Here is a 22,837-nt window from a genome sequence, read left to right on the forward strand (position 1 = left end):
AAAACGATGGAAATTTTAGCCCGTAAACTTTGAGCCAGTTCCAGCTTTGCCTAAAGCTTGTGTCCCGTAGCACGGCTAACACACGTATATTTACAGGTTCTTTAGCGTCACTTTCTCACCAGATAGACATAACTAATTCAGTGTTATCTACTCGCATAGGTTAAAAACGATGGAAATTTTAGCCCGTTAACTTTGAGCCAGTTCCAGCTTTGCCTAAAGCTTGTGTCCCGTAGCACGGCTAACACACGTATATTTACAGGTTCTTTAGCGTCACTTTCTCACCAGATAGACATAACTAATTCAGTGTTATCTACTCGCATAGGTTAAAAACGATGGAAATTTTAGCCCGTTAACTTTGAGCCAGTTCCAGCTTTGCCTAAAGCTTGTGTCCCGTAGCACGGCTAACACACGTATATTTACAGGTTCTTTAGCGTCACTTTCTCACCAGATAGACATAACTAATTCAGTGTTATCTACTCGCATAGGTTGAAAACGATGGAAATTTTAGCCCGTAAACTTTGAGCCAGTTCTAGCTTTGCCTAAAGCTTGTGTCCCGTAGCATGGCTAGCACACACATATTTGCAGGTTTTATCGAACGCTAAAAAGTTGCAGCTCAACGCAGAGCGTTGAGCTGCTTGATGTGCTTGCAGGGACATCAATTACTATTTGTAGCGTTAACCTTAAAGGTTATGCACCTTTTTAAGGTTGTCTACCGAGTGACAAACGGCACAAGATTCGACTTGTAGCTCGTTAGCTGTCACACCAAAGCGACCGCCGTTTTGCTCCATATGTGCACGTACAGCCTTGTTAATTACCATCTTGCCATCGGCATCTTCATGTTTAGCATGACAAGCGTAACAAGTCGCTGAGACTGGTGAGGTATAAGCATCAACCGTGATATCTGTTGCTGGGTGAGCTCTTGAGTCTGGGTTGTAGTCCAGATCCAGTGCCAATGGACGACCCACAGCGGTTAGGCGCTCAACGCCGAAAGTGTCACCTTCGTGGCAACGGTAACAGTTAGCTTTGTCCGCTGGGAACTCGATGTTACGCACACCGTTTTCGCGGTCTTGAGTCGCACGTTGGTTGGTGTGTAGTGAGTGCATCCATACCTTGTGATCAGGGTGGCTTACGGTTAGCTGCTCAACAAAGTCCCAATCACCCGCTTTAGTATGCATCTCTCGAATTGCCTGAGTCGGTGGTGTATTCGGGTTATGACAAGCTAAGCATGGATCAACAATATCGGCGGTTGAACTTAGGAAGCCTGGCTTACCTTTAGCCACCATCGCACGCTCTTCAAATGGACGAATGTGCTCACCAAGTTCATCGTGGTCATGACCAGAGAAGCAGGTGGTGTCCGCAAGCTCTTTGTTGATCTCGGTTTTGCGGCTGTGGCAGTTACGACAGGCTAGCTCAGAGTTGTCGTTAAACTCATCGTAACCATGGCACGAGCCACAAGTTTTGTTGCTGACAATCAAAGGACGCTTAGCTTCTGGTGCTTCAGTGAGGCCATCTTTGTCGAAGAACCAACGCTTGTTAACTTCAGCATTTTTAGTGTGGCCTGCCTGATCACAGCTCACTAGATTTTGCGCACCGTCGAAACAGTAAATCATACGGTTAGTGATAAATCCGGCATCACCGAGTAGATCGCCAGAGAACTGATCTTGGGTCACAACTGGGCCCATAAGGTAAGTAAACACATTGTCTTCAGACTTGTGTAGCGGTGTACGCGCGCGCTCTCCCGCTGGAGTGATGCCATCGCTACCATCTTGAGTAATGTCTTTCTTATTACTCTTAACGAAGATGCTGTAACCGCGGCTGGTGGTAAAGTCTACCGAGGTGCCCCAATTTACATAAAGCTGCAGGTTTTTAATCCAGTCGGCATCGGCAGGGTTGTTATTGGCAACGGCGATGCGCTGGCCTTGTCTATCGAGTAGAGCAAAGCTGATCTCAGCGAAATGCTCGCCGTTTTGTTCAACCAGCTTGGCGTCCTCTAGGCTGATGTTGACGATATTACGTTGATCTTCCTCAACTGCTTTTTCTGACTTACTCATATGAACATCATAGGTGTTCTCTGGTGAGTGACAGGTCAAGCAGCTACCGTTATCAGGTTGAGTGCTGTGGTCGTAAACCGGGTTAGTGGTCATATCGTGACAGCTAGAGCAGGTCTCACGCGTTGGCACTAGGTTCCAGTTAGTTGCCTGCAGCTCTGTTTCACTAACTTCTTTAGCATGACAAGTTGTACAGTTGCCCAAGGCTTGTGGAGTGATACCTATGTGCACAGTATGAGCCAGTACAGGCCATACCTTGCTAGCGTCTGACATGTAGTTGCTGGTATGGCAGCTGGCACAGTTTTCAATGTTGTCGCCGCCATGCTTAATCGAGGCGATATCATCGTGACAGCTTAAGCATGAACTGCCATCTATGATGCTGCGATTGTCGGTGATCTCGCTGCCATCTAGATTGAAGTCAGTAATCACTTCGGTGGCTGGCAGGTTATCAGTTTCCAGTACTTTAAACAGTACGCGCTGAGTAAAATCGCCGTTGTGGGCGATATCGCCAGCAACTAATGGCGCATGCAGGGTGTAGCTATAGCTACCATCCATGTTGTCGACTAAGTTACCGTCACAACCCTTTTCTGGTGAGCAGGTTTCGCTGGCAAGTTTCTGCCATTGTGAGCGCTCACCTTCAATCTGTGGCAACAGTTGAGCCGCATTGATCTTGATTGCAGCAATTTTAATGACTGGAATAGCGAGTTCGTTCTCGGCACTAAAATCGATGCTAAGGGTGTTATCTGTAATCGTGGTCTTGTCGATGGTTACTGTTAACACCTCAGCCGACGTAGTAACGTTACCACCAGGCTGACCATCTTCACCGTCTTTACCATCATCGCCGGAACACGCCACCATGCTCATTGAGCAGGCCGCGACAAGCGTGGCATAGCACAGTCTTGTTTTGAATTTGTTTGCGTTCATCATCACTTATCTCTCTTTTATATCTTCTTTAAGTCGTTTGATTTATCAACGACGCAAAAAAGTGTGCCTTAAGCGTGAAAGAGGCAACGTGAACGGATACCTATTTATAGTTATATTGAAGTTTTTTAGGCCGATTTCAGCAGCTTTGAGCTGTTTTGAGGAATTTTTAGGGGCTAAATTGCGCAAAATAAGCCTGATTTCGGTAAAACAGGCGCTCGCTGTCAATATGGTTTCTTAGTGAGGAGTGGTATTATCTGCAGGTTAACACTCAAACATAGAGCCTAATTGTGACCAGTATTTTCTTTAATCGCCATTATCCAACCCTTGAATCCGCTTGCGAGCGCTGGGGACTGGAGTTTAATGCAAACGCAGAGTTTGAATTGGTGTTTGAGAATGACATCCTGACCCTGAACAAGCGTGATGAACCTAAGTTAAAAGGGATCTCCGTCGATTTCGTTTCAGGTGCCGTGGCCCATCGTCGTAAGTTCGGTGGCGGCCGAGGTCAGTCGATTGCTAAAGCCGTAGGACTAAAGCAAGGCGTAACTCCGATAGTCGTTGATGGTACTGCAGGCCTTGGGCGCGATGCTTTTGTATTAGCAAGTTTGGGCTGTAAGGTCATCATGGTTGAGCGTCATCCCGTTGTTGCTGCACTTTTAGAAGATGGTTTGCGCCGCGCCTATGAAGATGCCGAAATTGGTGGCTGGATGCGTGAGCGTATGAGCTTATTTCATGGCTCGAGTATTGATTCTCTGGCCGATGCCGCTCAAGCATCAAATACTGAAGTTGATGTGGTTTATCTCGACCCTATGTATCCACACCGTGAAAAATCGGCACTGGTTAAGAAAGAGATGCGCGTATTCCAATCTTTAGTTGGCGCCGATCTCGATGCCGATGGCTTACTAGCTCCGGCAATGAAACTTGCCACCAAGCGCGTGGTGGTTAAACGCCCTGACTATGCCGACGATCTTGACGGCGTCAAACCAAGCATGGTGATTGCCACCAAGAAGAATCGCTTCGATGTTTACGTTAAGGCGGCAATGACAGCTTAATACTGTAAGATAAGGCCCTCATAAACTGATATTATCTTGCTTTTAATACAGTTTTTAAGGGTCTAATGTTTGCTTTTTATTTACCCTCATATCTCGCTCTTATAATCTGCTATTCCCCGTCCTTAGTCTTATTATTTTAGTCACTCACGGTGACGCTTTATTTGCCATCTACCTATAAAGAGGTGCGATAGGTCTCATTTCTTGTCATGAAATGGAACTAGCGTACAACTAATCACTCGAATTGTTTTAACAGGTGATTCAATGGGGTTACATATCGGTTGGTTTTAATCCATTAGCTTCGTACAAGTGTCTGCTACTTGATAATTAGTATTCATCGCTAATTAAGAGAAACTTCAAATAAATAAAATTTGTAAAACTCTTCTTCACGAAGAGGGCTTTTATGCACCTTAAATTTAGGGTGTTAGGTACTTTTAATAAAAAATGATAATCAATAAGAAGGAACGAAAATGAAATTATCCAGCCTTTCTTTAGCTGTAGTGTTATCGATAACGGGTGTGCATTCTGTGATGGCGGCAGATACTCAAAATCAGCAAAATTTGCAACAGATGCTAGCTGATAAGATTGAATCTAAAGGTTTATTTAATTTTTACCAGGATCGCAAGACGGGGGAGACTTATTTATTGCTAAAAGAGTCTCAATTGAATAAACCCATTTTATATACGGCTCATACAATCGATGGCTTGGCTGATATTTGGCAATTTAGAGGTCTTAAGCGAGATGAGAAGTTACTTGAATTCAGACGTTATTTCGACCGTATCGACATCATAGCTAAGTCATCTCGATTCGTGTTCGATGAGAGCAGTCCATTACGACACGCTAGAGAAGCGAACCTTAGTGAACCAGTGCTGGCCAGTTTAAAAATTGAAAGTGAGCAAGAAGGGCAACTTTTGGTGAATGCTGATGAGTTGTTTTTAAGTGAATCGTTACACAGGGTTTCACAATGGCCTGATGCCAATGCCCAAGAAGATAAAAAACAGTTTAAGCTTGGGCCATTAGATATTGCCAAATCCCGTATCGTCAAAAATCGTGGCTATGACAATAACGTCGATGTGGTTGTTGAGTATGTCTTTAATAATGACAACCCTTGGGGGGTAGGCTCAAAAGCCCTAACAGATCCTCGAGTGGCCTCGCTCAAAATCCAACATTCATTTTTTGAACTCCCAGAAACTAAGTTTGAGCCCCGTCTTGATGATGCTCGAGTGGGCTATTTTCCACATCAGTTAGACAATAAAACTTCTGCTGATTGGGCGCCCTATGAGGATGTAATCGTACGCTGGAACTTAGAGAAAAAAGATCCATCGGCGACGCTATCTGAGCCAGTCGTGCCGATAACTTGGTGGATTGAGAATACGACGCCCTATGAATGGCGCGATACCATTAAGCAAGGGGTGTTAACTTGGAATAAGGCTTTTGAACGAATCGGTTTTAAAAATGCCATCCAAGTCAAGGTGCAACCCGATGATGCTAACTGGGATGCCGGAGATATCAATTACAATGTACTACGCTGGATGTCATCGCCTAAACCAATGACTAACGGTTATGGGGATGCTGTATCTAACCCCTTTACTGGCGAAATTTTGGGGGCAGATCTGATTCTGGAATATCGATTTATGCGAAACACTTGGGCTGAACAGCAGATGTATAGCCAAGGGGGCGGGAACAGTTCACAGGAGGAAGCAAACGCTCTAAGTATGCAGCAGTCTTATTTTAACTGTAGTTCTGGCCACCAATTGCAGCTAGGACAACTATTAGCTCAGTCTATTGCTACAGAAGATATGACCCAAGAGACTGTACTCGAAGAGGGATTGCGAATGTTGGTTATGCATGAAATCGGACATACATTGGGATTAAGTCATAATATGAAGGCTTCAACCCTATGGGATGAAAGGGAAATCCATAATAAATCGGTCACTCAAGGTGTACTTACAGGTTCAATTATGGAGTATGCGCCTATCAACTTGGCTCCAATTGGTGTCGAGCAGGGGGATTATTTTCAGACTGAGTTAGGACCCTATGATTATTGGGCTATTGAATATGGCTATTCTATAGGTTTGAAAGATAAATCAGCAGAACTAGACAGATTAGAACATATACTCAGCCGCTCCGGGGAGAAGGAATTAGCTTTTGGTAATGACGCAGATGATATGAGGTACTCAGGAACTCATATTGATCCTATGAGTATGACTGGAGATATGTCCTCTAATCCAGTTGCTTACGCCGTTGAACGAATGGCACTGATTAATCAGAAATTGGGAGAGCTTAAGAAAACAGCGTTAGTGAAAGGTGAGTCGTATCAACAGCTATTAACCTCTGTTAATGCCCTCTATGGTGACTACAAGAAGCAGGCTGTGGTTATCTCCCGCCAAATTGGCGGAGTGAATGTTGAGCGTAGCTTTGTTGGCGACAATACTGCTGCGCCATATACACCAGTGACGGTTGAAAAACAGCTGCAAGCAATGAATGCGTTGACTCAGTATGTATTTTCAGAGCAGGTGTTAACTTCTCTTGATCCGCTTTATGCCTATATGCAGCACCAACGTCGTGGCTGGGATGGTCAGGGTAAAAATGAAGATCCCAAGGCTCATCAAATGGTACTTAAGCTGCAAACGTCAGTACTAAATCATCTTTTACATAACAATGTGTTGCAGCGTATCTCAGATACAGAGCTTTACGGTAATGACTATGACCTTCATCGTTATATGAATGATCTGACATCTGCAATTTTTACTGATTCAGAGGTGCTTAAGTCGACTAGCAGAAACTTGCAGATTGAATATGTTCAGAGGCTGATAAAGATCGCGGGAATTGGCGCGGATTCAAACTATCCTCATCTTGCAAAATCTACCGCCTTACACCAGCTGCGCTCAATTGCCGATCGTAGTTCTCCCTGGGGAGCCAATGAGGTAACTAAGGCACACAAGGCTTATGTGGATCTCTTGATTGAGAAAGCGATAGAGGCGTAGCCGTTTATCTCTAGTGTTACCTGATTAAGCTATTTTAAACAAAAGCCTAGCTGTGTTAGCTAGGCTTTATTGTATAAGCTTAGTATGGATACAGATTAGTATAGATACAGAACTGAGGCGAGGCCGAGGAAGCAGAAGAAGCCTACAACATCGGTGACAGTGGTTAAGATTACTGAGCCCGACAGCGCGGCGTCTTGATTCATTTTTTGCAGGACCATCGGTACCATCACCCCTGCCACGGCAGCGACAGCCATATTGATTAAGATAGCAGAACCAATCACAGTGCCAATGATGGGATCGCTAAACCACCATCCGGCGATTAGGCCAATCACAATCGCCCACAACACCCCGTTTAAGATACCGATACCAAGTTCGTTCTTTAGCAGCGACATAACGTTACCTGATGAGATCTGTCCCATGGCCATACCGCGGATCATCAAGGTGAGTGACTGACTGCCAGCAATTCCACCCATTGATGCGACGATCGGCATCAGTACCGCTAGGGCAACCACTTTTTCTAATACATTTTCAAATAGGCCAATAGTGGCTGAGGCTAAAAATGCGGTCAGTAAGTTAATGCCGAGCCATACTGCACGGCGACGGGCACCGACTGTGATAGGGGCAAATAAGTCATCGTCCTCGTCCATACCGGCCGTTGCCATTAACTGCGATTCATAATGCTCACGCACCAGAGCGGTGGCGGTGCGCAGTGTCATGCGACCAATCATGATACCACTCGCATCGACAACGGCTATCTCCAGCTCATTACTGTGTTCAATCGCTTCGGCTGCTTCAATTAGGCTGGCATCGGCAAGAATAGAGCGGCTGTCTTCCCAAAGCAGGCTGGCTAAGGTGCTCTCGGGGGCTGCGCGAAACACGTCGTGACGACGCACGCTACCAATATATTTGTCATCATCATCGAGCAGGAAAACATGATCATTACAGTCGAGTTTGATGCGGCGAAAGAAACGCTGCGCCTGTGAAACCGTCGATGTGAGATTTAGCGCTAAAAATTGATGCTCTGCATAACGACCAATCTCGTTTTCAGAGTATTGGTCATAGCGGTCATAGTGCTCTCTTTGGCGCTCGCCCATTTGTGACAGTGCACGATCGGTCATTGCCTCGGGGAGTGTGTCACTCCACTCAATCAAGTCTTCTGGTGAGATCTGCGAAAACAGAGAGTCTAACTCGGCCTCTGGCATCTCTTTTAAGATGCCATTACGCGGGTCGGCGCGCATCAAGTCTAATACGGCAATGCGCTCATTAGCATCGACTTGAGACCAGCGCTCGTAACGCTCGTCTAGCGGTAATGATTCCAGCAGTAAAGCCACAGTGCCAGGTTCGGCCTCTTCTAGCATGTCATTGAACAGTTCGGCCTGTTGCTCACCTTCTGCATTGGTCAGTTGCTCAACAGATTGACTCACTTCTACCATGGCTAACTCTGGCGTCTCATACTCTGTTTCGCTTTGATGTTGGCTGTTATCGATAGGGGATTCATCTTTTGGCAATGACATGGTTAACCGACCTTAAGTGAGGCTTTGAAAATGTGAAAACTAATTTGAGAAAGCTAATTCAAGAAAAGTTGTATAAATTTCCAACTCACAATGGGGTTGTGAGTCGTAGCTGTATGTTACTTACGCTAATAATAGCATTTTGCAGTATTGATGTGGTAGGGCTTGGAGGGGGGATTATGCAGTGGAAATTACAATGGAATTGATATTTGAATATCGAGAAATTTACTGAAAAAAAGCCTTCATTAAAATGAAGGCTGCGGGCGGCGTGGTTAAATCAACATTTCTAAGAGTGATGAGCTAAAATTGAGTGAAATGTGAGCCCCACCAAATTAGTATATTTTACTCTTAGAAGTAATAGGCCACGCTAACGTTGAAGCGTTTATCCCAATCATCGCCCACTTCAGGAAGACCTATATGGTCATTATTGGCGGTTGAAAAGGTCATATTTTTACCCATGATAAAGTCGATTTGGGTGTAAGTCGGGCCAGCCGAAATCGCTGCACCTAATACGTTCTGCATACTGTTATCATAGCTATCGTCATCGACGTCAGGGGTCATGAAACCAAAGTCGTTGTAGAACTTGATGTTACCCCAATCGGTTTGCAGCGTTTTGGCGATGTTAGCACTGTAGACCTGACCCCTTGATGCGACTTCATACTGCCAACCAACCACAGAGACGGCAATCTTATTATCGTCAGCGCTATCGGCGGCATTAAACTCATACTGAATAGCTTGTAGCTGTAGGTTCCAGCCGTTGAACGTACTATCTAGGTGGGCAGCAAAAGCGTATCGATCACCATTGTGACCGGTCTCAGAATTAAAGATCTGCCCGACTTCCGCTGAGGCGCCTAAAGTGGTTGATCCACCTTGGTACTCCATGGTGTAAGTTTGGCGAAGGTTAACTTGGTTCGTTTCTTCGTTATGGTACTCGGTGCCATTAATGGTGCCGCTATAAAGATCGGCTGCATAGCGTTTATTTTCTGTTGGGCCATATTCGGCACCTTTATAAAACGCCATGTCGGTTTGCCAACCATTATGCTCGTATACTGCTTTTAAACCGATATCGTGATCATCTTCAAAGCCAAGATAGTAAGGCAAACCAAACCAATAACTATTTGAAATATATCCTAGGTTACCGAAAGGCACCTTGTTTATACCAAATTGTAACTGCCAATCAGGGTTGAAGTCATAGTAACCATAACCAAACTTAATGTAGTTAGTGTTAGCGGTAAAGCGATAGTCTGACTTTAAGCCCCAGTTACCTTGTTTCGCATCGAATCGTAACGAAACCATATCAAAGGAAACATCACCGCCTTTATCCTTTGAGTTATCGCTGTAATCTTTGTAGGCATAGTTAACACGTACACCGCCATGAATGTTAATTCCATCCTCTTCTTGTTCTGCTGCGATAGTATTAAAACTGCTGAGAGCAATTGCGCTTGCTAAAATTGATAAGTAGAACCTTTTATTTGATTTCATGATCATATTATCCCCATGTACTTTTAGTTTTTTTAAACTTTTTATTTGCTTTACTTATTAGCTATAGAAATGTAATTGGTCTGTTTTTAAGTGGCATAAACTCCTTGGTTGTAAATTTAATATGGGTGGTCTTTGCTTCTTATATTTATGAGCTTGAGTAATAAATATTGCAGCGTGCAAGTGAATAACGTTTATAACGCCATCCACTTGCACCTCGATATTTATTAGTTGTTTGCAGCTATACCTTTAATTTTAAATTCGGCAGAACTTGTGGTTTCTAATGTTAACCCTTTAGTTTCTGGTGCCATAAAGACTGAAATAATAAGTCCAAATAAAGAGATGGCGGCGCCAATTAATAGGGTGGGAGAGATACCGTAGTTCGCCATAAATATCGGCAGGGCATAAGTTGAAATAATCGTACCAATGCGACTAAAAGACATTACCGCCCCAACTGCAGAGGCGCGGATCTCTGTGGGAAACAGTTCATTGGGATAGAGCCACTGTAAAATACCTGGGCCACCAGAGAAGAATGCGTAAGTTGCGAATGCTCCAATAATCAACCAGATGCTTGGGTTTGGTACTACGCCTAATAGTGCCAAAGACGCAGTCATTATGCCGAAACTGCCAATTAATAGTGGGCGTCTGCCAATAGAGTTAAGCCAGTACATTGCTGGAATACAGCCAGCCATAAAGAACAGGCTGATAACAATATTGCCTAAAGCTGCGTCTTTACCATCGGTAAAACCAAGTAGCTCAATGATTTGTGGGCCAAAGGTGTAGATGGCAAACATAGGGATCACCTGACAAGTCCAGATAATACCGATAAAGAGTATTCTTTTTAGATATACGGGTTCGAATAGTTTGCTGTATTTAGTCTGTTCTGCTGATTCATGGCTAATTTCTACATCGGGTCCAAAGAATTTTTCCATGGTCTCTTTGCATTCTTGTACGCGCCCTTTCTTGAGTAACCATCGTGGTGATTCAGGTAAGTGAAATCGGCCTAGTAAGATGATAAGACATGGAATTAGTGCACTACCAAACATCCAGCGCCAGCCATCTTCTACGTCATATAATAGGTAACCGACCATGTTAGCCGCCGTCGCACCTACGTACCACATTGCCGCTATAAAGCCCATGGTATAGGCACGTTTCTTAGTTGGAGAGAACTCTGCCACCATGGAGGTTGCGATGGGGTAATCTGCGCCGATAACGATACCGATTAAGAAACGTAAGATTACTAACTCAATAGGGGAGGAGATGAACATCGTTGCGAAAGAGAGCACTGCGATTGCAATGATATCGATCATAAACATCAATTTACGACCAAATATATCAGCAACATAGCCGAAAAGTGCTGTGCCGATAAATAGACCCGCTAAGGTCGCCGCACCGACTAAACCAATCCATTGGGCGTCAAGTTCCAGTGCTGGAGTGAGCTGCTGTAGTGCTAGACCAATGATTACCAAAACATAGCCATCTAAGAAAGGGCCGCCACTTCCCCACAACATTATTTTTCTGTGCAATGGAGTAAACTCCATATCATCGAAGTTTGTTCTTGGTTTCATGCTACTTACCACCAAATATAAATTTAAATATAAAGCTATATGATTGTTGTAATTATTTTTGTGGAGTTAATTCTCCATTTGGCTATTTCATAACCTAATGTAAAATACTACCCTGTAAAAATATTAAAACGGTGATGTGACCAATGTTTTACTATGTTTTTCATTAAAGCTTCTATATTTGTGAAGCTGCAACGTTTTACTTTTTATTAGATGCGACAAAGAGTTGGAATAATGATTCCAACTCTATTTTAAATTGTGTTTTATTAGTCGTTTTATTTAGCCGTAACGGTATTCAATGCCAAATGTTCCGCGAGGATATTCCCATTTTTCTAAAATTGTTTCACCGCATAGGAATTTACATGTCCCACATTCTAAACAGCCTGCTGAATCAAATCGAATACTGCCATCATCTTCCAATTTATAAAGACCAGCTGGACAGGCATTAACCAATTTTCGATACTCATTCATATCGGGATTATCTTTTAAGATAATGTGAGCGTGGCCTTCATCAACATGGAACTTATTGGCGCCGAGTTTGACATCGACATTAACTACTTCACTCATATTGAGGTCACTCCTTTAATTCCATCTTTGATCAGGTTCATATAGCCGACTTCTTTGCAATGCTTCATCAAGGTCTTTCTGATGGGTTGTGATGGATTGCCGTCAACGGTGAACATATTTTGCATTATATCTGCCACCATCTTTGGATACTGATTAAAGATGCGTGGGTTTTCCATAAAGGCTGGAAGATCTTTGTATAGCTTGAGATCTTTCATGATAAAGCTGTCTTCTAATAAACTTTGATAAGTAGACAGACCTTCGGCACTAAAATCGTTACGCTCACGGGCTGTTAAAACCGCTTTGGCTGCAGCTTCGCCAGATGCGATAGCTAAATCCATACCGCGCACGGTGTAGCCGATATTGAGACAAAAACCTGCAGCATCTCCGACGATCAAAACGCCATCGTCAACTAGCTTAGGCACCATGTTAATGCCTGCTTCTGGAACAACATGACCTGAATATTCAATGAGTTTTCCGCCTTCAATGAGAGGTTTGATCATTGAGTGGTTTTTAAAATCTTCAAGCATTTGCGGCACAGTTTTACTTGAGCTGCCAATATCGTGCAGCCCACAAACGATGCCCAGTGAAACGGAGTTTTTGTTGGTATAAATAAAGCCGCCACCCATAAGGCCGTTAGCGGGAGAACCAGCAAACAACCAGGCGCAACCTTCATCATTACTCAGGTTAAAGCGATCTTGGATAACATCCTGCGGCAGCTCGATGAGTTCTTTAGCGCCAACCGCCATGACATCACCTTTTACGCGTTTAACCATACCAAGTTGTTCACCCAGAATAGGGTTAACACCTTCCGCTAAAATAACTGACTTAGCCGTCAGTTCGTCACCATCTGCTTTAACACCTATAACTTTACCGTTTTGAGTTAAGATCTCATCAACTCGGATCCCGGTAATAAATTGAGCGCCAACTTCTTCGGCTTTGCCCATTAACCACTGGTCAAAATCGCCTCTTAATAGGGTATATGATTCTTCAGTAGCCGTTTGTGCTCGACCGTTGTGATAGTCGAGAGTGACGCCGGTATCATCGGTAAGAAAAGTGACTTTTTCTTTAGTGACTTTTCTTTCTATTGGCGCTTCTTTAGCGAAACCAGGAATAATTTTTTCTAGACTGTGGGCGTACAGACGACCACCTGTCATATTCTTGCTACCAGCATAGTTACCGCGCTCAATTACGAGAACGTCTGCTCCCTCTTTTGCAAGAACATACGCCGCAACACAACCTGCAAGCCCAGCTCCTACGATAATGGCGTCAAATGATTCTTCTGACATACTCGTCACTCTCTAGGTATATTTGTCTACTCGCCTCTAATCTTTTTTGTGATTAGAGGCGATTGAAAGAACAATAAAAATGGTGTTTCAGTTAGGCTTTTAAAGCGCTGATTAATGCAGGCATAACCTTGTTGATATCACCAACAATGCCGTAATCCACATATTGGAAAATAGGTGCATTCTTATCTTTGTTTACGGCAAAAATAGTTTGTGAACCTAAAGCACCCACCATGTGTTGGATTTGGCCTGAAATACCCAGAGCAAAATAGATCTCTGGTTTTAGCATCACGCCTGAAACACCAATATAGCGTTCGCGCTCCATCCACTTCTCTGTTTCAGCAATAGGACGTGAACAACCTAACTCTGCGCCCATTAATGCGCTTAGTTCACCTGCAATCTGTAGGTTCTCTTGGCTTCCGATACCGCTGCCGACACCAACAACACGCTTGGCTTTGCCTAGGTTTACGCTCTCGCCTTGTTTAGCACGGCGCTCTACGCATTTAATTGCTGATGTGGGTTCTACAAATGCCACATTCACGGCTTCACCTGTGCGCGCTGTATCGGCTGCTTGCACTTCATAAGCACCGCTGCTTAGGGTGATAATGGCGACTGGGCTATTGATTTTTTCTTCTGCGATAGCTAAACCACCGTAGGCCATGTGCTTAGCACGGACGCCATCTTCGATGCTAACTTCTGTCACATCGTTAACAACACCGGCTTGTAACTTAACGCCTAACTTACTTGCTAATGCTTTGCCGCGTTTTGTTGGGGCCAGTATCACTAACGTATTGTCGCTAGCTTCTGAAATAACCTGTGCCATCGTGTGGCTGTAGTCTTCAGTAATTTTCTGACTGTCTTTGTCGCCTAGGTAGTACACATGGGTTGCACCATATGAAAAAGCTGTAGAGATATCGGCTTCAGTACCAATTACAAATGCTGATACTTTTTCGCCTAACGCTACGCCAGCAGCGATCATTTCAGGTAAACGGGAAGCGATATCGCTAAATACCCAAATATTAGATAGTTTGCTCATCATTTATCCTTAATTAGTTAAGTGCTTTACGTAAGTGTTCTGCGAACTGGGCGATCTGCTGCTCGTCATCACCTTCGATAACAATCTTCTGACGGGCTTTCTGCTCAGGTGCGATAACTGAAACCAGTTCAACTAACGCTGGAAATTCGGTTAGCTCAATATCTGTGGCGCTTAAGCTGGTGACTGGCTTTTTCGCTGCAGCGAGAATAGTCTTCATTGAAGGGATAGTCGGTTCGTTAATATCAGCAGAAACAGAGATGACTGCTGGTAGCGTCACTTCTAACACTTCTACTTCATCATCTAACGATCTTTCAACGGTGAGTTTGCCTGGTTCTGCAGAGATGATTTTGCTTACTGCATTGATATTGGCTACACCGAGTAACTCGCCTAACTGTAAGCCAACTTGTTGAGCATAAAGGTCGCCAGAACCGTCACCACAAAGAATGAGGTCAAAGCCATTTTTTTGCGCCGCAGCCATCAATACACGAGCTGTTTGGTGAGGCAGAAGTTGTTCAAATTTTTCATCAACAATAACGGTTAAGTCATCTGGCCCACGAGAAAGAATGTCTTTGCGTGCTTTAGGATTTTCTAGTGCCTTACCACCCACACTCATTGCAGTGATACTAGCGCCATCGACGAGCCCTTTGATTGCGACACCCGCTTCAACTGCACATAGATCGAATGGATTAATTTTTGGGGCAGCCTTGTTAGTATCCAAGCTACCATCAGCAGTAACAGCGATATCTTGCTCTTCTGGCACTAATTTGTAACACGTAATAATTTTCATTATTTCTCCCGTTAAAATATTAAGTATTGATAAACCTAATATAAAAATGGACTGTAGAATCACCACTCTTTATCAGTTGTTTTTAAAATTTAGTTTTTAAAACTTAACTTCTATCTAGTGGTGTCAATTAGTCAAATAGGTTTAAAATTACTGATTTATATAAACGCTTAGTTAGTTGAAAAAGTTTTTATATGTTCTTAAACGTTTTTGCTACCTAACGTTGTAAGTTGAATCAATTATAGGACCATAAATTAGCAAGCTAATGTTATATTGGTCACACTTATTAATCGATGCTTGGTTAGTCTTTCTAACAGAGATATTAGTTGCTCTAATAGGCTTTAATATTCGTTTTTTTAGTTAATTTAATATCCTTATTAGCTCTGCTAATAGCGGTTTTAAGTATGACTAATGTGGCTATTAGTTATTCTTAAAATAGGCAGTTAAGTAATTCTAATACGCTCATTAGAATTATAGTTTTTGTGGTGGATTATCGACTGTTTTAGCTAACTTGCATGAAGTTTATTTGGTGAGAGCTTTAAAGGTTGTTGCGCGTATCCGATTGTTTTTGCTGGTATTGTTTGAGCTGTCTTTAGTGGGTTTACTGGTGTTGTATCATTCATATATTGGTTGTTCTTATCGTTTTTTTTATCTGTTTTTTTAGTGTGTATCGCAACTTTTACCCCCTTGTTTTTCTATTTCAATTGAACGTGATAACGATCACTGTATACCAAAATATTGGCTGGCATGATTCTTACGCAAATCAGCTGGCTTGAAATAACTAATTAATTATCTATAAGCGCATTAGTTTTATAAATAATTAACTTTATTGTTTGGTGATTGATTTTGTTTGCTAGTTATATTTGTTGAATGGTGATTTATAACTAGAAAGTAAATAATTTAATTCGAAAGTACTTATTTTAAAACTTTAACAATTATCCTCTTAAAACAGAGAGGGAGAAGTATTGATATGAACGATAAAACGATGGATGTAAATGCCACTGTTGGGAAGAAGAAGGTCACGATTGACCCGATTATCTTTTTTCCTTCATTAATTGCCGTCATATTGCTTTCTTACTTTACCGTAAGAGATTTAGATGCGGCTAATGTTGCAATTCAAGAAGTGTTCCACTATTTAACCCACACTTGGGGGTGGGCATTTGAATGGTACATGATCTTCATGGGAGCAGGTTGGGCCTGGTTAACTTGGGGACCATACTCTAAAAATCGCTTAGGTCAGGAAAAGCCTGAGTTTAGTACCGGAAGCTGGATCTTCCTGATGTTTGCTTCTTGTACTTCGGCAGCGGTGCTGTTCTGGGGATCATTAGAAGTTTATTACTATGTGACTTACCCACCTTTCGATCTTGAGCCGCTATCCGTTCAAGCTCAAGAGTTAGGGCTTGCATATAGTCTATTCCACTGGGGACCGCTTCCTTGGATGGGTTATGGTTTCTTTACTGTGGCACTAGGTTACTTCCTATTCGTGAAGAAGATGGATGTAGTTCGCCCAAGTGGTACCTTAGAGCCTGTTTTAGGTAAGCACCATAAAGGTTTCATCGGTATCTTTATCGACAACGTCTATGTTGTTGCATTGATCCTCGCTATGGGTACCAGCCTAGGCTTAGCGACTCCACTTGTTACTGAATGTATTCAATGGTTATTTGGTATTCCACGTACCCCTGAAGTTGACACGATCATTATCTCTGCATGGATTGTATTCAATGCTATCTGTGTGGCGTTTGGACTAACTAAGGGCGTTAAGATTGCTAGTGACTTAAGAAGTTACTTAAGCATCATCATGTTGGTGTGGGTATTCCTAATTGGTGCGACTAGTTTCACCATCAACTATTTCACCGACTCTATCGGTGTGATGCTCGAGCTTCTACCTCGTATGCTGTTCTATACCGCATCAGTGAGTGAAGGCAGCTTCCCGCAAGATTGGACCGTATTCTACTGGGCTTGGTGGGTCGTGTATGGCATCCAGATGTGTATTTTCTTAGCTAAGATCTCTCGTGGCCGTACCGTTCGTGAACTTTGTTTGACTATGGTTGCCGGTCTAACAGCTTCTACCTGGTTCCTATGGACCATCCTAGGTAGTAACACCATGAACTTGATGAATGAAAACCTCATCAACATGCCTCAACTGATTGAGCAATATGGTGCAGCTAGAGCGATCATCGAAACCTGGGCCGCATTACCGTTCAGCACAATCACAATGTGGGGCTTCTTCATTCTATGTTTCCTTGCCACTGTGACTTTAGTTAATGCCTGTTCATACACCCTAGCTATGTCGACCTGTAAAGGTGCCGACGCTGATAACGAGCCACCAATTTGGGTTCGTGTGGGTTGGTCTGTGCTTGTGGGTGTTATCGGTATTGTTCTGTTATCACTGGGTGGTTTGAAGCCGCTACAAACGGCAATTATTGCCGGTGGTGCGCCGCTGATTATCGTCAACATCATGATCATCATCTCTTTCTTAAAAGATGCTCGTAAAAATAATTGGAAACCTGTCGGTGAAGAGGCTTAGCCACACCTGGGATCCACAGTTGAAATTGAGAGGAATAAATAATGGATTTTAAATTAACCGACGAACAAGAGCTTTTTGTAGCAGGTATCCGCGACTTAATGGCTAAAGAAAACTGGGAAAGCTATTTCGCAGAGTGTGATGAAAATAGCCAGTACCCAGAGCGCTTTGTGAAAGAGCTAGCCGAAATGGGTATCGATAGCTTGTTGTTGCCAGAAGAATACGGCGGATTCAATGAAGGCATGGTTACGCTAGCAGTGATCTGGGAGGAGTTAGGTCGCTTAGGCGCACCAACTTACGTGTTATATCAACTACCTGGTATCACAACGATGCTAAGACACGGTAGCCCAGAGCAGATCGATAAGATCATGGCGCTACGTGGAACTGGTAAGCAGATGTGGAACTCAGCGATCACTGAGCCAAGTGCAGGTTCTGATGTGGGCAGCTTGTTAACCACTTATAAGCGCCGTGATGGCAAGGTGTATTTGACGGGTAGTAAGTGCTTCATTACCAGTGCTGCAGGTGCACCTTACATCGTGGTTATGGCTAAAGACGCTGACTCAGAAAAGCCAATCTTCACTGAATGGTTTGTAGATATGTCTAAGCCTGGCATCAAGATGAGCAAGCTACCAAAGCTAGGCTTAAAGATGGACAGCTGCTGTGAGCTTCAATTTGACGAGTTTGAGCTAGAAGAGTCAGACATGTTTGGTATTGAAGGTAACGGTTTCATGCGCGTTAAAGAGGAGTTTGACTCTGAGCGTTTCCTTGTTGCCCTAACGAACTACGGTGCAGCGTATTGCGCATTTGAAGATGCGGCTAAGTACGCTAACCAACGTGTTCAGTTTGGTGAAACTATCGGTCGCTTTCAGTTAATCCAAGATAAGTTTGCCCACATGGCTATCAAGCTTAACAGCATGAAGAATATGGTTTATGAGGCGGCTTGGAAGTGTGATAACGGCACTATGACTTCAGGTGATTCGGCAATGTGTAAGTTCTACTGCGCGAATGCTGGTTTTGAAGTGATTGACTCAGCGATGCAAGTGCTAGGTGGTTATGCGATTGCTGGTGAGCATCGTATCAGCCGTATGTGGCGCGATATCCGAGTAGACCGTGTTTCTGGTGGTTCTGACGAAATGCAGATCCTGACCTTAGGTCGCGAAGTGTTAAAGCGTTACCGCTAAACATTGCATGGGTAAACAGGCTAGGTACTGAGTAAGTGAGTACTTAGTCTGAGCGGCAGCTAGATTGGGATTTTAGAGCCTCTTTTTAATATTAAGCAGATCGACACTGCTTCTTTAATCCCTGTAGGTTGCCGTTCACCACTGTAGTGCTTGGTAAATCCCAATTATGACTATCTTCTCGGCGCTGTTGTCGTGATGAATTTTTGTTCGAATATTTAGAGAGATGGGTATCATGTCAAATAAATTGTCCACACCTACGTTTGGTCCTCTTTCTGGTTTGAGAGTGGTGTTTTCTGGTATTGAAATTGCGGGTCCATTCGCAGCACAAATGCTTGCGGAGTGGGGCGCTGAGGTGATTTGGATCGAAAACGTAGCTTATGCGGATACTATCCGTGTACAGCCGAACTACCCAGAGCTATCACGTCGTAACCTTCATGCATTATCACTTAATATTTTTAAAGATGAAGGCCGTGATGCATTCCTTAAGTTAATGGAAACCACAGATATCTTCATTGAAGCGAGTAAAGGCCCTGCATTCGCTCGTCGTGGCATCACAGATGAAGTGTTATGGGAACATAACAAAAAGTTAGTCATCGCTCACTTATCTGGTTTTGGTCAGTACGGCACAGATGAATACACTAACTTGCCTGCTTACAACACGATTGCTCAAGCATTCAGTGGCTACCTTATCCAGAACGGCGATATTGATCAGCCAATGCCAGCTTTCCCATACACTGCAGATTATTTCTCAGGTATGACGGCAACCACTTCTGCGTTAGCCGCTTTATACCGTGTACGTGAAACGGGAGTCGGTGAAAGTATCGACGTGGCTATGTATGAAGTGATGTTGCGTATGGGCCAATACTTCATGATGGATCACTTCAATGGCGGCGAAGTCTGCCCACGTATGACTAAGGGTAAAGATCCTTACTACGCTGGTTGTGGCCTATATAAGTGTGAAGATGGTTATATCGTGATGGAGCTTGTCGGTGGTATGCAGATCGAAGAGATGTTCAAGGATATGAATATCATGCATCTGTATGGTGGCGAAGAGATCCCAGCTGGTACACAGCTAATTCACCGTGTTGAGTGCCCATTTGGCCAACAAGTGGAAGACAGCTTAGATGAATACTTAGCACATAAGAGCATCGAAGAGGTGTTAGCAAGATTTGCAGAGCTAAACGTAGCTTGCGCGAAAGTGTTAACCATTCCAGAGCTTGATAGCAATCCACAATACATCGCTCGTGAATCGATTACTGAGTGGCAGAACATCGACGGTAAGACCTACAGAGGTCCTAACGTGATGCCTAAGTTTAAGAATAACCCAGGCCAGATCTGGCGTGGTATGCCAAAGCACGGTATGGATACTGCTGCAATCTTGGAAGATATCGGTTACACCGCAGAACAAATACAGAGCTTAAGCGAGAAAGGCTTAGCGAAAGTATCTGAGTGTAAGTGAGGCTAGAAGAATGGATATCGTTGGTAGCAAAACATTAAGATGCATGTGGGAAGAGCGTGCTCGTAAATTTAGTAATAACACAGCGTTGGTTTATGAGGATGCTGCCGGCGATGTCCAAGAGTTTACCTATAGTCAACTGAATGACGAAATTAATAGAACAGCCAACTTATTTTTGAGTTTAGGTATTAATAAAGGCGATAAAGTTGCGGTGCAGTTATATAACAGTCCGCAGTTTATCTTCTGTTGGTTTGGCTTAGCAAAAATAGGCGCAGTTATAGTTCCTATTAATAACCAATACTTATTTGCCGAGAGTCAATTCATTATAAATAAGTGTGATGTTAAAGCCGTTGTCATTGAAGAAGAGTTTCTCGCTATTTATAGCAAGATGAAACAGCAAGTAGGAAACTCTATAAATAATATTTTGGTTACAAGAACCACTAATCCAGAGATATCGGAGTCAATGAACTTCGATATTCTAGTGAGCCAGCAAGCGACAGAGTTAGTCAAACGGGTCACGATTAGTAGTGACGATGTGGCCGAAATATTATTTACCTCAGGCACTACATCGCAGCCAAAAGGTGTCGAGATCACCCACTGTAACTTGCAGTTCGCAGGTTATTACACTGCGTGGCAAACCTGCCTGAGAAGCGATGATACTTACCTGACAATGATGCCGAGTTTTCACATCGATTTCCAATGTAATGCCGCCATGGCTGCATTTACCGTCGGTGCTAAGCTGGTGATGCTAGAGAAGTACAGCGCACGCAAGTTTTGGCAACAGATCTGTGACTACAGAGCCACGATTACTCATAGTATGCCGATGATCGTTCGCACCTTGATGTTACAGCCAAAAGTCGCAACGGAGCAGGATCACTGTTTGCGTGACATGTTGTTTTTCCTGCATATTTCAGATCAAGAGAAGTTTGATTTTGAAACTCGCTTTAATGTGCAGCTATTTAATTCCTATGGCATGACAGAAACCTTAGTTGGCCTGATTGGTGATAGTCCAGCAGAGGAGCGTCATTGGCCGTCAATTGGCCGTCCTGGGCTTGGATATGAAGCCAAAATTGCCGATGAGAATGGTCAAGAGCTCGCGCCTAATGTGATTGGTGATCTCTGGGTTAAAGGTGTGCCCGGTAGAACGATCATGAAGGGCTACTACCAAGACCAAAAATCGACCGAGGAAGTATTAAGCGCCGATGGTTGGCTCTATACCGGTGATAAAGCTTATGTCGATGAGAATGGCTTGTTTTATTTTGTCGATAGAAAGACAAATATGATAAAGCGTTCCGGTGAAAACATTTCCAGCTCTGAAATTGAAAAAGTTTTAATGTCCCATCCCGGTATTCTTGATGCGGCTGTTATTGGTGTGCCTGATTTAATTCGAGATGAAGCTGTTAAAGCATTTGTAATATTTAATGAGGGTGTGTCTTTAAGTGTCGAGCAAATTTTACAGTTCTGTGCTGAAAATCTGGCGAAATTTAAAGTTCCATCTTTTGTCGAAATAAAAAAATCTTTTCCAAGAACTTGTACCTGCAAAGTACAAAAAAAACTTCTGATGTGAAGTTAACTTAATTAGCTTTTTAATAAATGAGTCTGAAGTGGCTCTATATTGGAGTATTAGCATGAGTGAATCATTACACGTTACCCGCAATGGCGCTATTTTAGAAATTACTCTTGATAGACCAAAAGCCAATGCGATTGACGCTAAAACAAGTTTTGAGATGGGTGAGGTCTTCTTAGCTTTCCGTGAAGATCCTGAGTTACGTGTGGCGATTATTACTGGTGCTGGTGAGCGCTTCTTCTCTGCAGGTTGGGACTTAAAAGCTGCTGCTGAAGGCGAAGCGCCTGATGCTGATTTTGGTCCAGGCGGATTTGCGGGCTTAACAGAAATCTTTGATCTTGATAAGCCAGTGATTGCAGCGGTAAATGGTTATGCATTTGGTGGTGGATTTGAGCTAGCGTTAGCGGCCGATATGATGATCTGTTCTGAAAATGCCAGCTTTGCGCTACCCGAAGCCAAGCTAGGTATCGTACCTGATAGCGGCGGAATGTTGCGTCTACCTAAATTGTTACCTCCTGCAATCGTTAATGAATTGATGATGACAGGCCGTGGCATGGGGGCAGAAGAAGCCCTACGCTGGGGCGTGGTAAACCGTGTTGTTGAAAGTGAGCAACTAATGGAAAGTGCTCGTGAATTGGCACAACAAATTGCTCAAGGTGCACCATTAGCGATTGCTGCGATCAAAGAGATCTACCGTGAAACGAGTGAGCTCTCAGTGGAAGAGGGTTATCGCCACATTCGCGCTGGCGGCCTGAAAAACTACCCATCGGTTCTACATTCTGAAGATGCTTTAGAGGGGCCATTAGCCTTCTCTGAAAAGCGTGACCCAGTGTGGAAAGGTAGATAGTTCTAGGATGTCTATTCTCGATAAAGCCTGAT

At 43.5% G+C, this 22,837-nt stretch carries 15 protein-coding genes; 7 read left to right on the forward strand and 8 right to left on the reverse strand.

Annotation, left to right across the window (positions count from 1 at the left end):
• Positions 1–680 precede the first annotated feature (680 nt).
• On the reverse strand, positions 681–2,975 hold the full coding sequence (locus tag JMA39_RS16785) for an OmcA/MtrC family decaheme c-type cytochrome (RefSeq protein WP_202723010.1): 2,295 nt from the start codon (positions 2,973–2,975) through the stop codon (positions 681–683).
• Positions 2,976–3,256: 281 nt separating this feature from the next.
• Here JMA39_RS16785 and JMA39_RS16790 point away from each other — a divergent pair, with 281 nt between their 5' ends.
• Positions 3,257–4,021, forward strand: coding sequence for a class I SAM-dependent methyltransferase (locus tag JMA39_RS16790; RefSeq protein ID WP_373316371.1), 765 nt, complete (start codon positions 3,257–3,259; stop codon positions 4,019–4,021).
• Between the two features lie 467 nt (positions 4,022–4,488).
• Positions 4,489–7,005: a zinc-dependent metalloprotease gene (locus JMA39_RS16795; protein ID WP_202723012.1), complete on the forward strand. Its 2,517-nt coding sequence runs from the start codon at positions 4,489–4,491 to the stop codon at positions 7,003–7,005.
• Positions 7,006–7,100: 95 nt separating this feature from the next.
• Here JMA39_RS16795 and JMA39_RS16800 read toward each other — a convergent pair whose 3' ends face one another.
• The 7 genes from JMA39_RS16800 to JMA39_RS16830 form a co-directional block, all read right to left on the reverse strand.
• A complete protein-coding gene (locus JMA39_RS16800; RefSeq protein ID WP_202723013.1) occupies positions 7,101–8,519 on the reverse strand; it encodes a magnesium transporter in 1,419 nt (472 codons plus the stop codon).
• A 345-nt stretch (positions 8,520–8,864) separates the two neighbouring features.
• On the reverse strand, positions 8,865–10,004 hold the full coding sequence (locus JMA39_RS16805) for a hypothetical protein (RefSeq protein ID WP_202723014.1): 1,140 nt from the start codon (positions 10,002–10,004) through the stop codon (positions 8,865–8,867).
• A gap of 218 nt (positions 10,005–10,222) precedes the next feature.
• A complete protein-coding gene (locus JMA39_RS16810) occupies positions 10,223–11,563 on the reverse strand; it encodes an MFS transporter (RefSeq protein ID WP_202723015.1) in 1,341 nt (446 codons plus the stop codon).
• A 276-nt stretch (positions 11,564–11,839) separates the two neighbouring features.
• Positions 11,840–12,127 carry a 4Fe-4S dicluster domain-containing protein gene (locus JMA39_RS16815; protein ID WP_202723016.1) on the reverse strand — a complete coding sequence of 96 codons (288 nt, stop codon included), beginning with the start codon at positions 12,125–12,127 and terminating at the stop codon, positions 11,840–11,842.
• Complete coding sequence (locus tag JMA39_RS16820) at positions 12,124–13,413, reverse strand: FAD-dependent oxidoreductase (RefSeq protein WP_202723017.1); 1,290 nt, start codon at positions 13,411–13,413, stop codon at positions 12,124–12,126. Before JMA39_RS16820 ends, JMA39_RS16815 begins: the two co-directional genes overlap by 4 nt.
• 91 nt (positions 13,414–13,504) lie before the next feature.
• On the reverse strand, positions 13,505–14,446 hold the full coding sequence (locus JMA39_RS16825) for an FAD-binding protein (RefSeq protein WP_202723018.1): 942 nt from the start codon (positions 14,444–14,446) through the stop codon (positions 13,505–13,507).
• A 13-nt stretch (positions 14,447–14,459) separates the two neighbouring features.
• Entirely contained in the window at positions 14,460–15,233 is a 774-nt protein-coding gene (locus JMA39_RS16830; protein ID WP_202723019.1) for an electron transfer flavoprotein FixA, read from the reverse strand.
• A 967-nt stretch (positions 15,234–16,200) separates the two neighbouring features.
• Here JMA39_RS16830 and caiT point away from each other — a divergent pair.
• The 5 genes from caiT to caiD all read left to right on the forward strand — a co-directional run bounded on the left by caiT (position 16,201) and on the right by caiD (position 22,805).
• Positions 16,201–17,757, forward strand: a complete 1,557-nt coding sequence (gene caiT, locus JMA39_RS16835) for an L-carnitine/gamma-butyrobetaine antiporter (protein ID WP_202723020.1) — start codon at positions 16,201–16,203, stop codon at positions 17,755–17,757.
• Between the two features lie 41 nt (positions 17,758–17,798).
• Positions 17,799–18,935 carry a crotonobetainyl-CoA dehydrogenase gene (gene caiA / locus JMA39_RS16840; RefSeq protein WP_202723021.1) on the forward strand — a complete coding sequence of 379 codons (1,137 nt, stop codon included), beginning with the start codon at positions 17,799–17,801 and terminating at the stop codon, positions 18,933–18,935.
• A 232-nt stretch (positions 18,936–19,167) separates the two neighbouring features.
• A complete protein-coding gene (gene caiB, locus JMA39_RS16845; protein WP_202723022.1) occupies positions 19,168–20,394 on the forward strand; it encodes an L-carnitine CoA-transferase in 1,227 nt (408 codons plus the stop codon).
• A gap of 10 nt (positions 20,395–20,404) precedes the next feature.
• Positions 20,405–21,958: a crotonobetaine/carnitine-CoA ligase gene (gene caiC, locus JMA39_RS16850; RefSeq protein WP_202723023.1), complete on the forward strand. Its 1,554-nt coding sequence runs from the start codon at positions 20,405–20,407 to the stop codon at positions 21,956–21,958.
• A gap of 61 nt (positions 21,959–22,019) precedes the next feature.
• Positions 22,020–22,805 carry a crotonobetainyl-CoA hydratase gene (gene caiD, locus JMA39_RS16855; protein ID WP_202723024.1) on the forward strand — a complete coding sequence of 262 codons (786 nt, stop codon included), beginning with the start codon at positions 22,020–22,022 and terminating at the stop codon, positions 22,803–22,805.
• The last annotated feature ends 32 nt before the right edge of the window (positions 22,806–22,837 follow it).

The sequence above is a fragment of the Shewanella schlegeliana genome (assembly GCF_016765635.1).
GTDB lineage: Bacteria > Pseudomonadota > Gammaproteobacteria > Enterobacterales > Shewanellaceae > Shewanella > Shewanella schlegeliana.

Bases quoted from the DNA above. Each gene is read 5' to 3' on its own strand.
- JMA39_RS16815 (WP_202723016.1), bottom strand. From the start codon at position 12,127: ATGAGTGAAGTAGTTAATGTCGATGTCAAACTCGGCGCCAATAAGTTC.
- JMA39_RS16820 (WP_202723017.1), bottom strand. From the start codon at position 13,413: ATGTCAGAAGAATCATTTGACGCCATTATCGTAGGAGCTGGGCTTGCA.
- JMA39_RS16810 (WP_202723015.1), bottom strand. From the start codon at position 11,563: ATGAAACCAAGAACAAACTTCGATGATATGGAGTTTACTCCATTGCAC.
- JMA39_RS16785 (WP_202723010.1), bottom strand. From the start codon at position 2,975: ATGATGAACGCAAACAAATTCAAAACAAGACTGTGCTATGCCACGCTT.
- caiC (WP_202723023.1), top strand. From the start codon at position 20,405: ATGGATATCGTTGGTAGCAAAACATTAAGATGCATGTGGGAAGAGCGT.
- caiT (WP_202723020.1), top strand. From the start codon at position 16,201: ATGAACGATAAAACGATGGATGTAAATGCCACTGTTGGGAAGAAGAAG.
- JMA39_RS16805 (WP_202723014.1), bottom strand. From the start codon at position 10,004: ATGATCATGAAATCAAATAAAAGGTTCTACTTATCAATTTTAGCAAGC.
- JMA39_RS16830 (WP_202723019.1), bottom strand. From the start codon at position 15,233: ATGAAAATTATTACGTGTTACAAATTAGTGCCAGAAGAGCAAGATATC.
- caiD (WP_202723024.1), top strand. From the start codon at position 22,020: ATGAGTGAATCATTACACGTTACCCGCAATGGCGCTATTTTAGAAATT.
- JMA39_RS16800 (WP_202723013.1), bottom strand. From the start codon at position 8,519: ATGTCATTGCCAAAAGATGAATCCCCTATCGATAACAGCCAACATCAA.
- caiB (WP_202723022.1), top strand. From the start codon at position 19,168: ATGTCAAATAAATTGTCCACACCTACGTTTGGTCCTCTTTCTGGTTTG.
- JMA39_RS16825 (WP_202723018.1), bottom strand. From the start codon at position 14,446: ATGAGCAAACTATCTAATATTTGGGTATTTAGCGATATCGCTTCCCGT.
- caiA (WP_202723021.1), top strand. From the start codon at position 17,799: ATGGATTTTAAATTAACCGACGAACAAGAGCTTTTTGTAGCAGGTATC.
- JMA39_RS16795 (WP_202723012.1), top strand. From the start codon at position 4,489: ATGAAATTATCCAGCCTTTCTTTAGCTGTAGTGTTATCGATAACGGGT.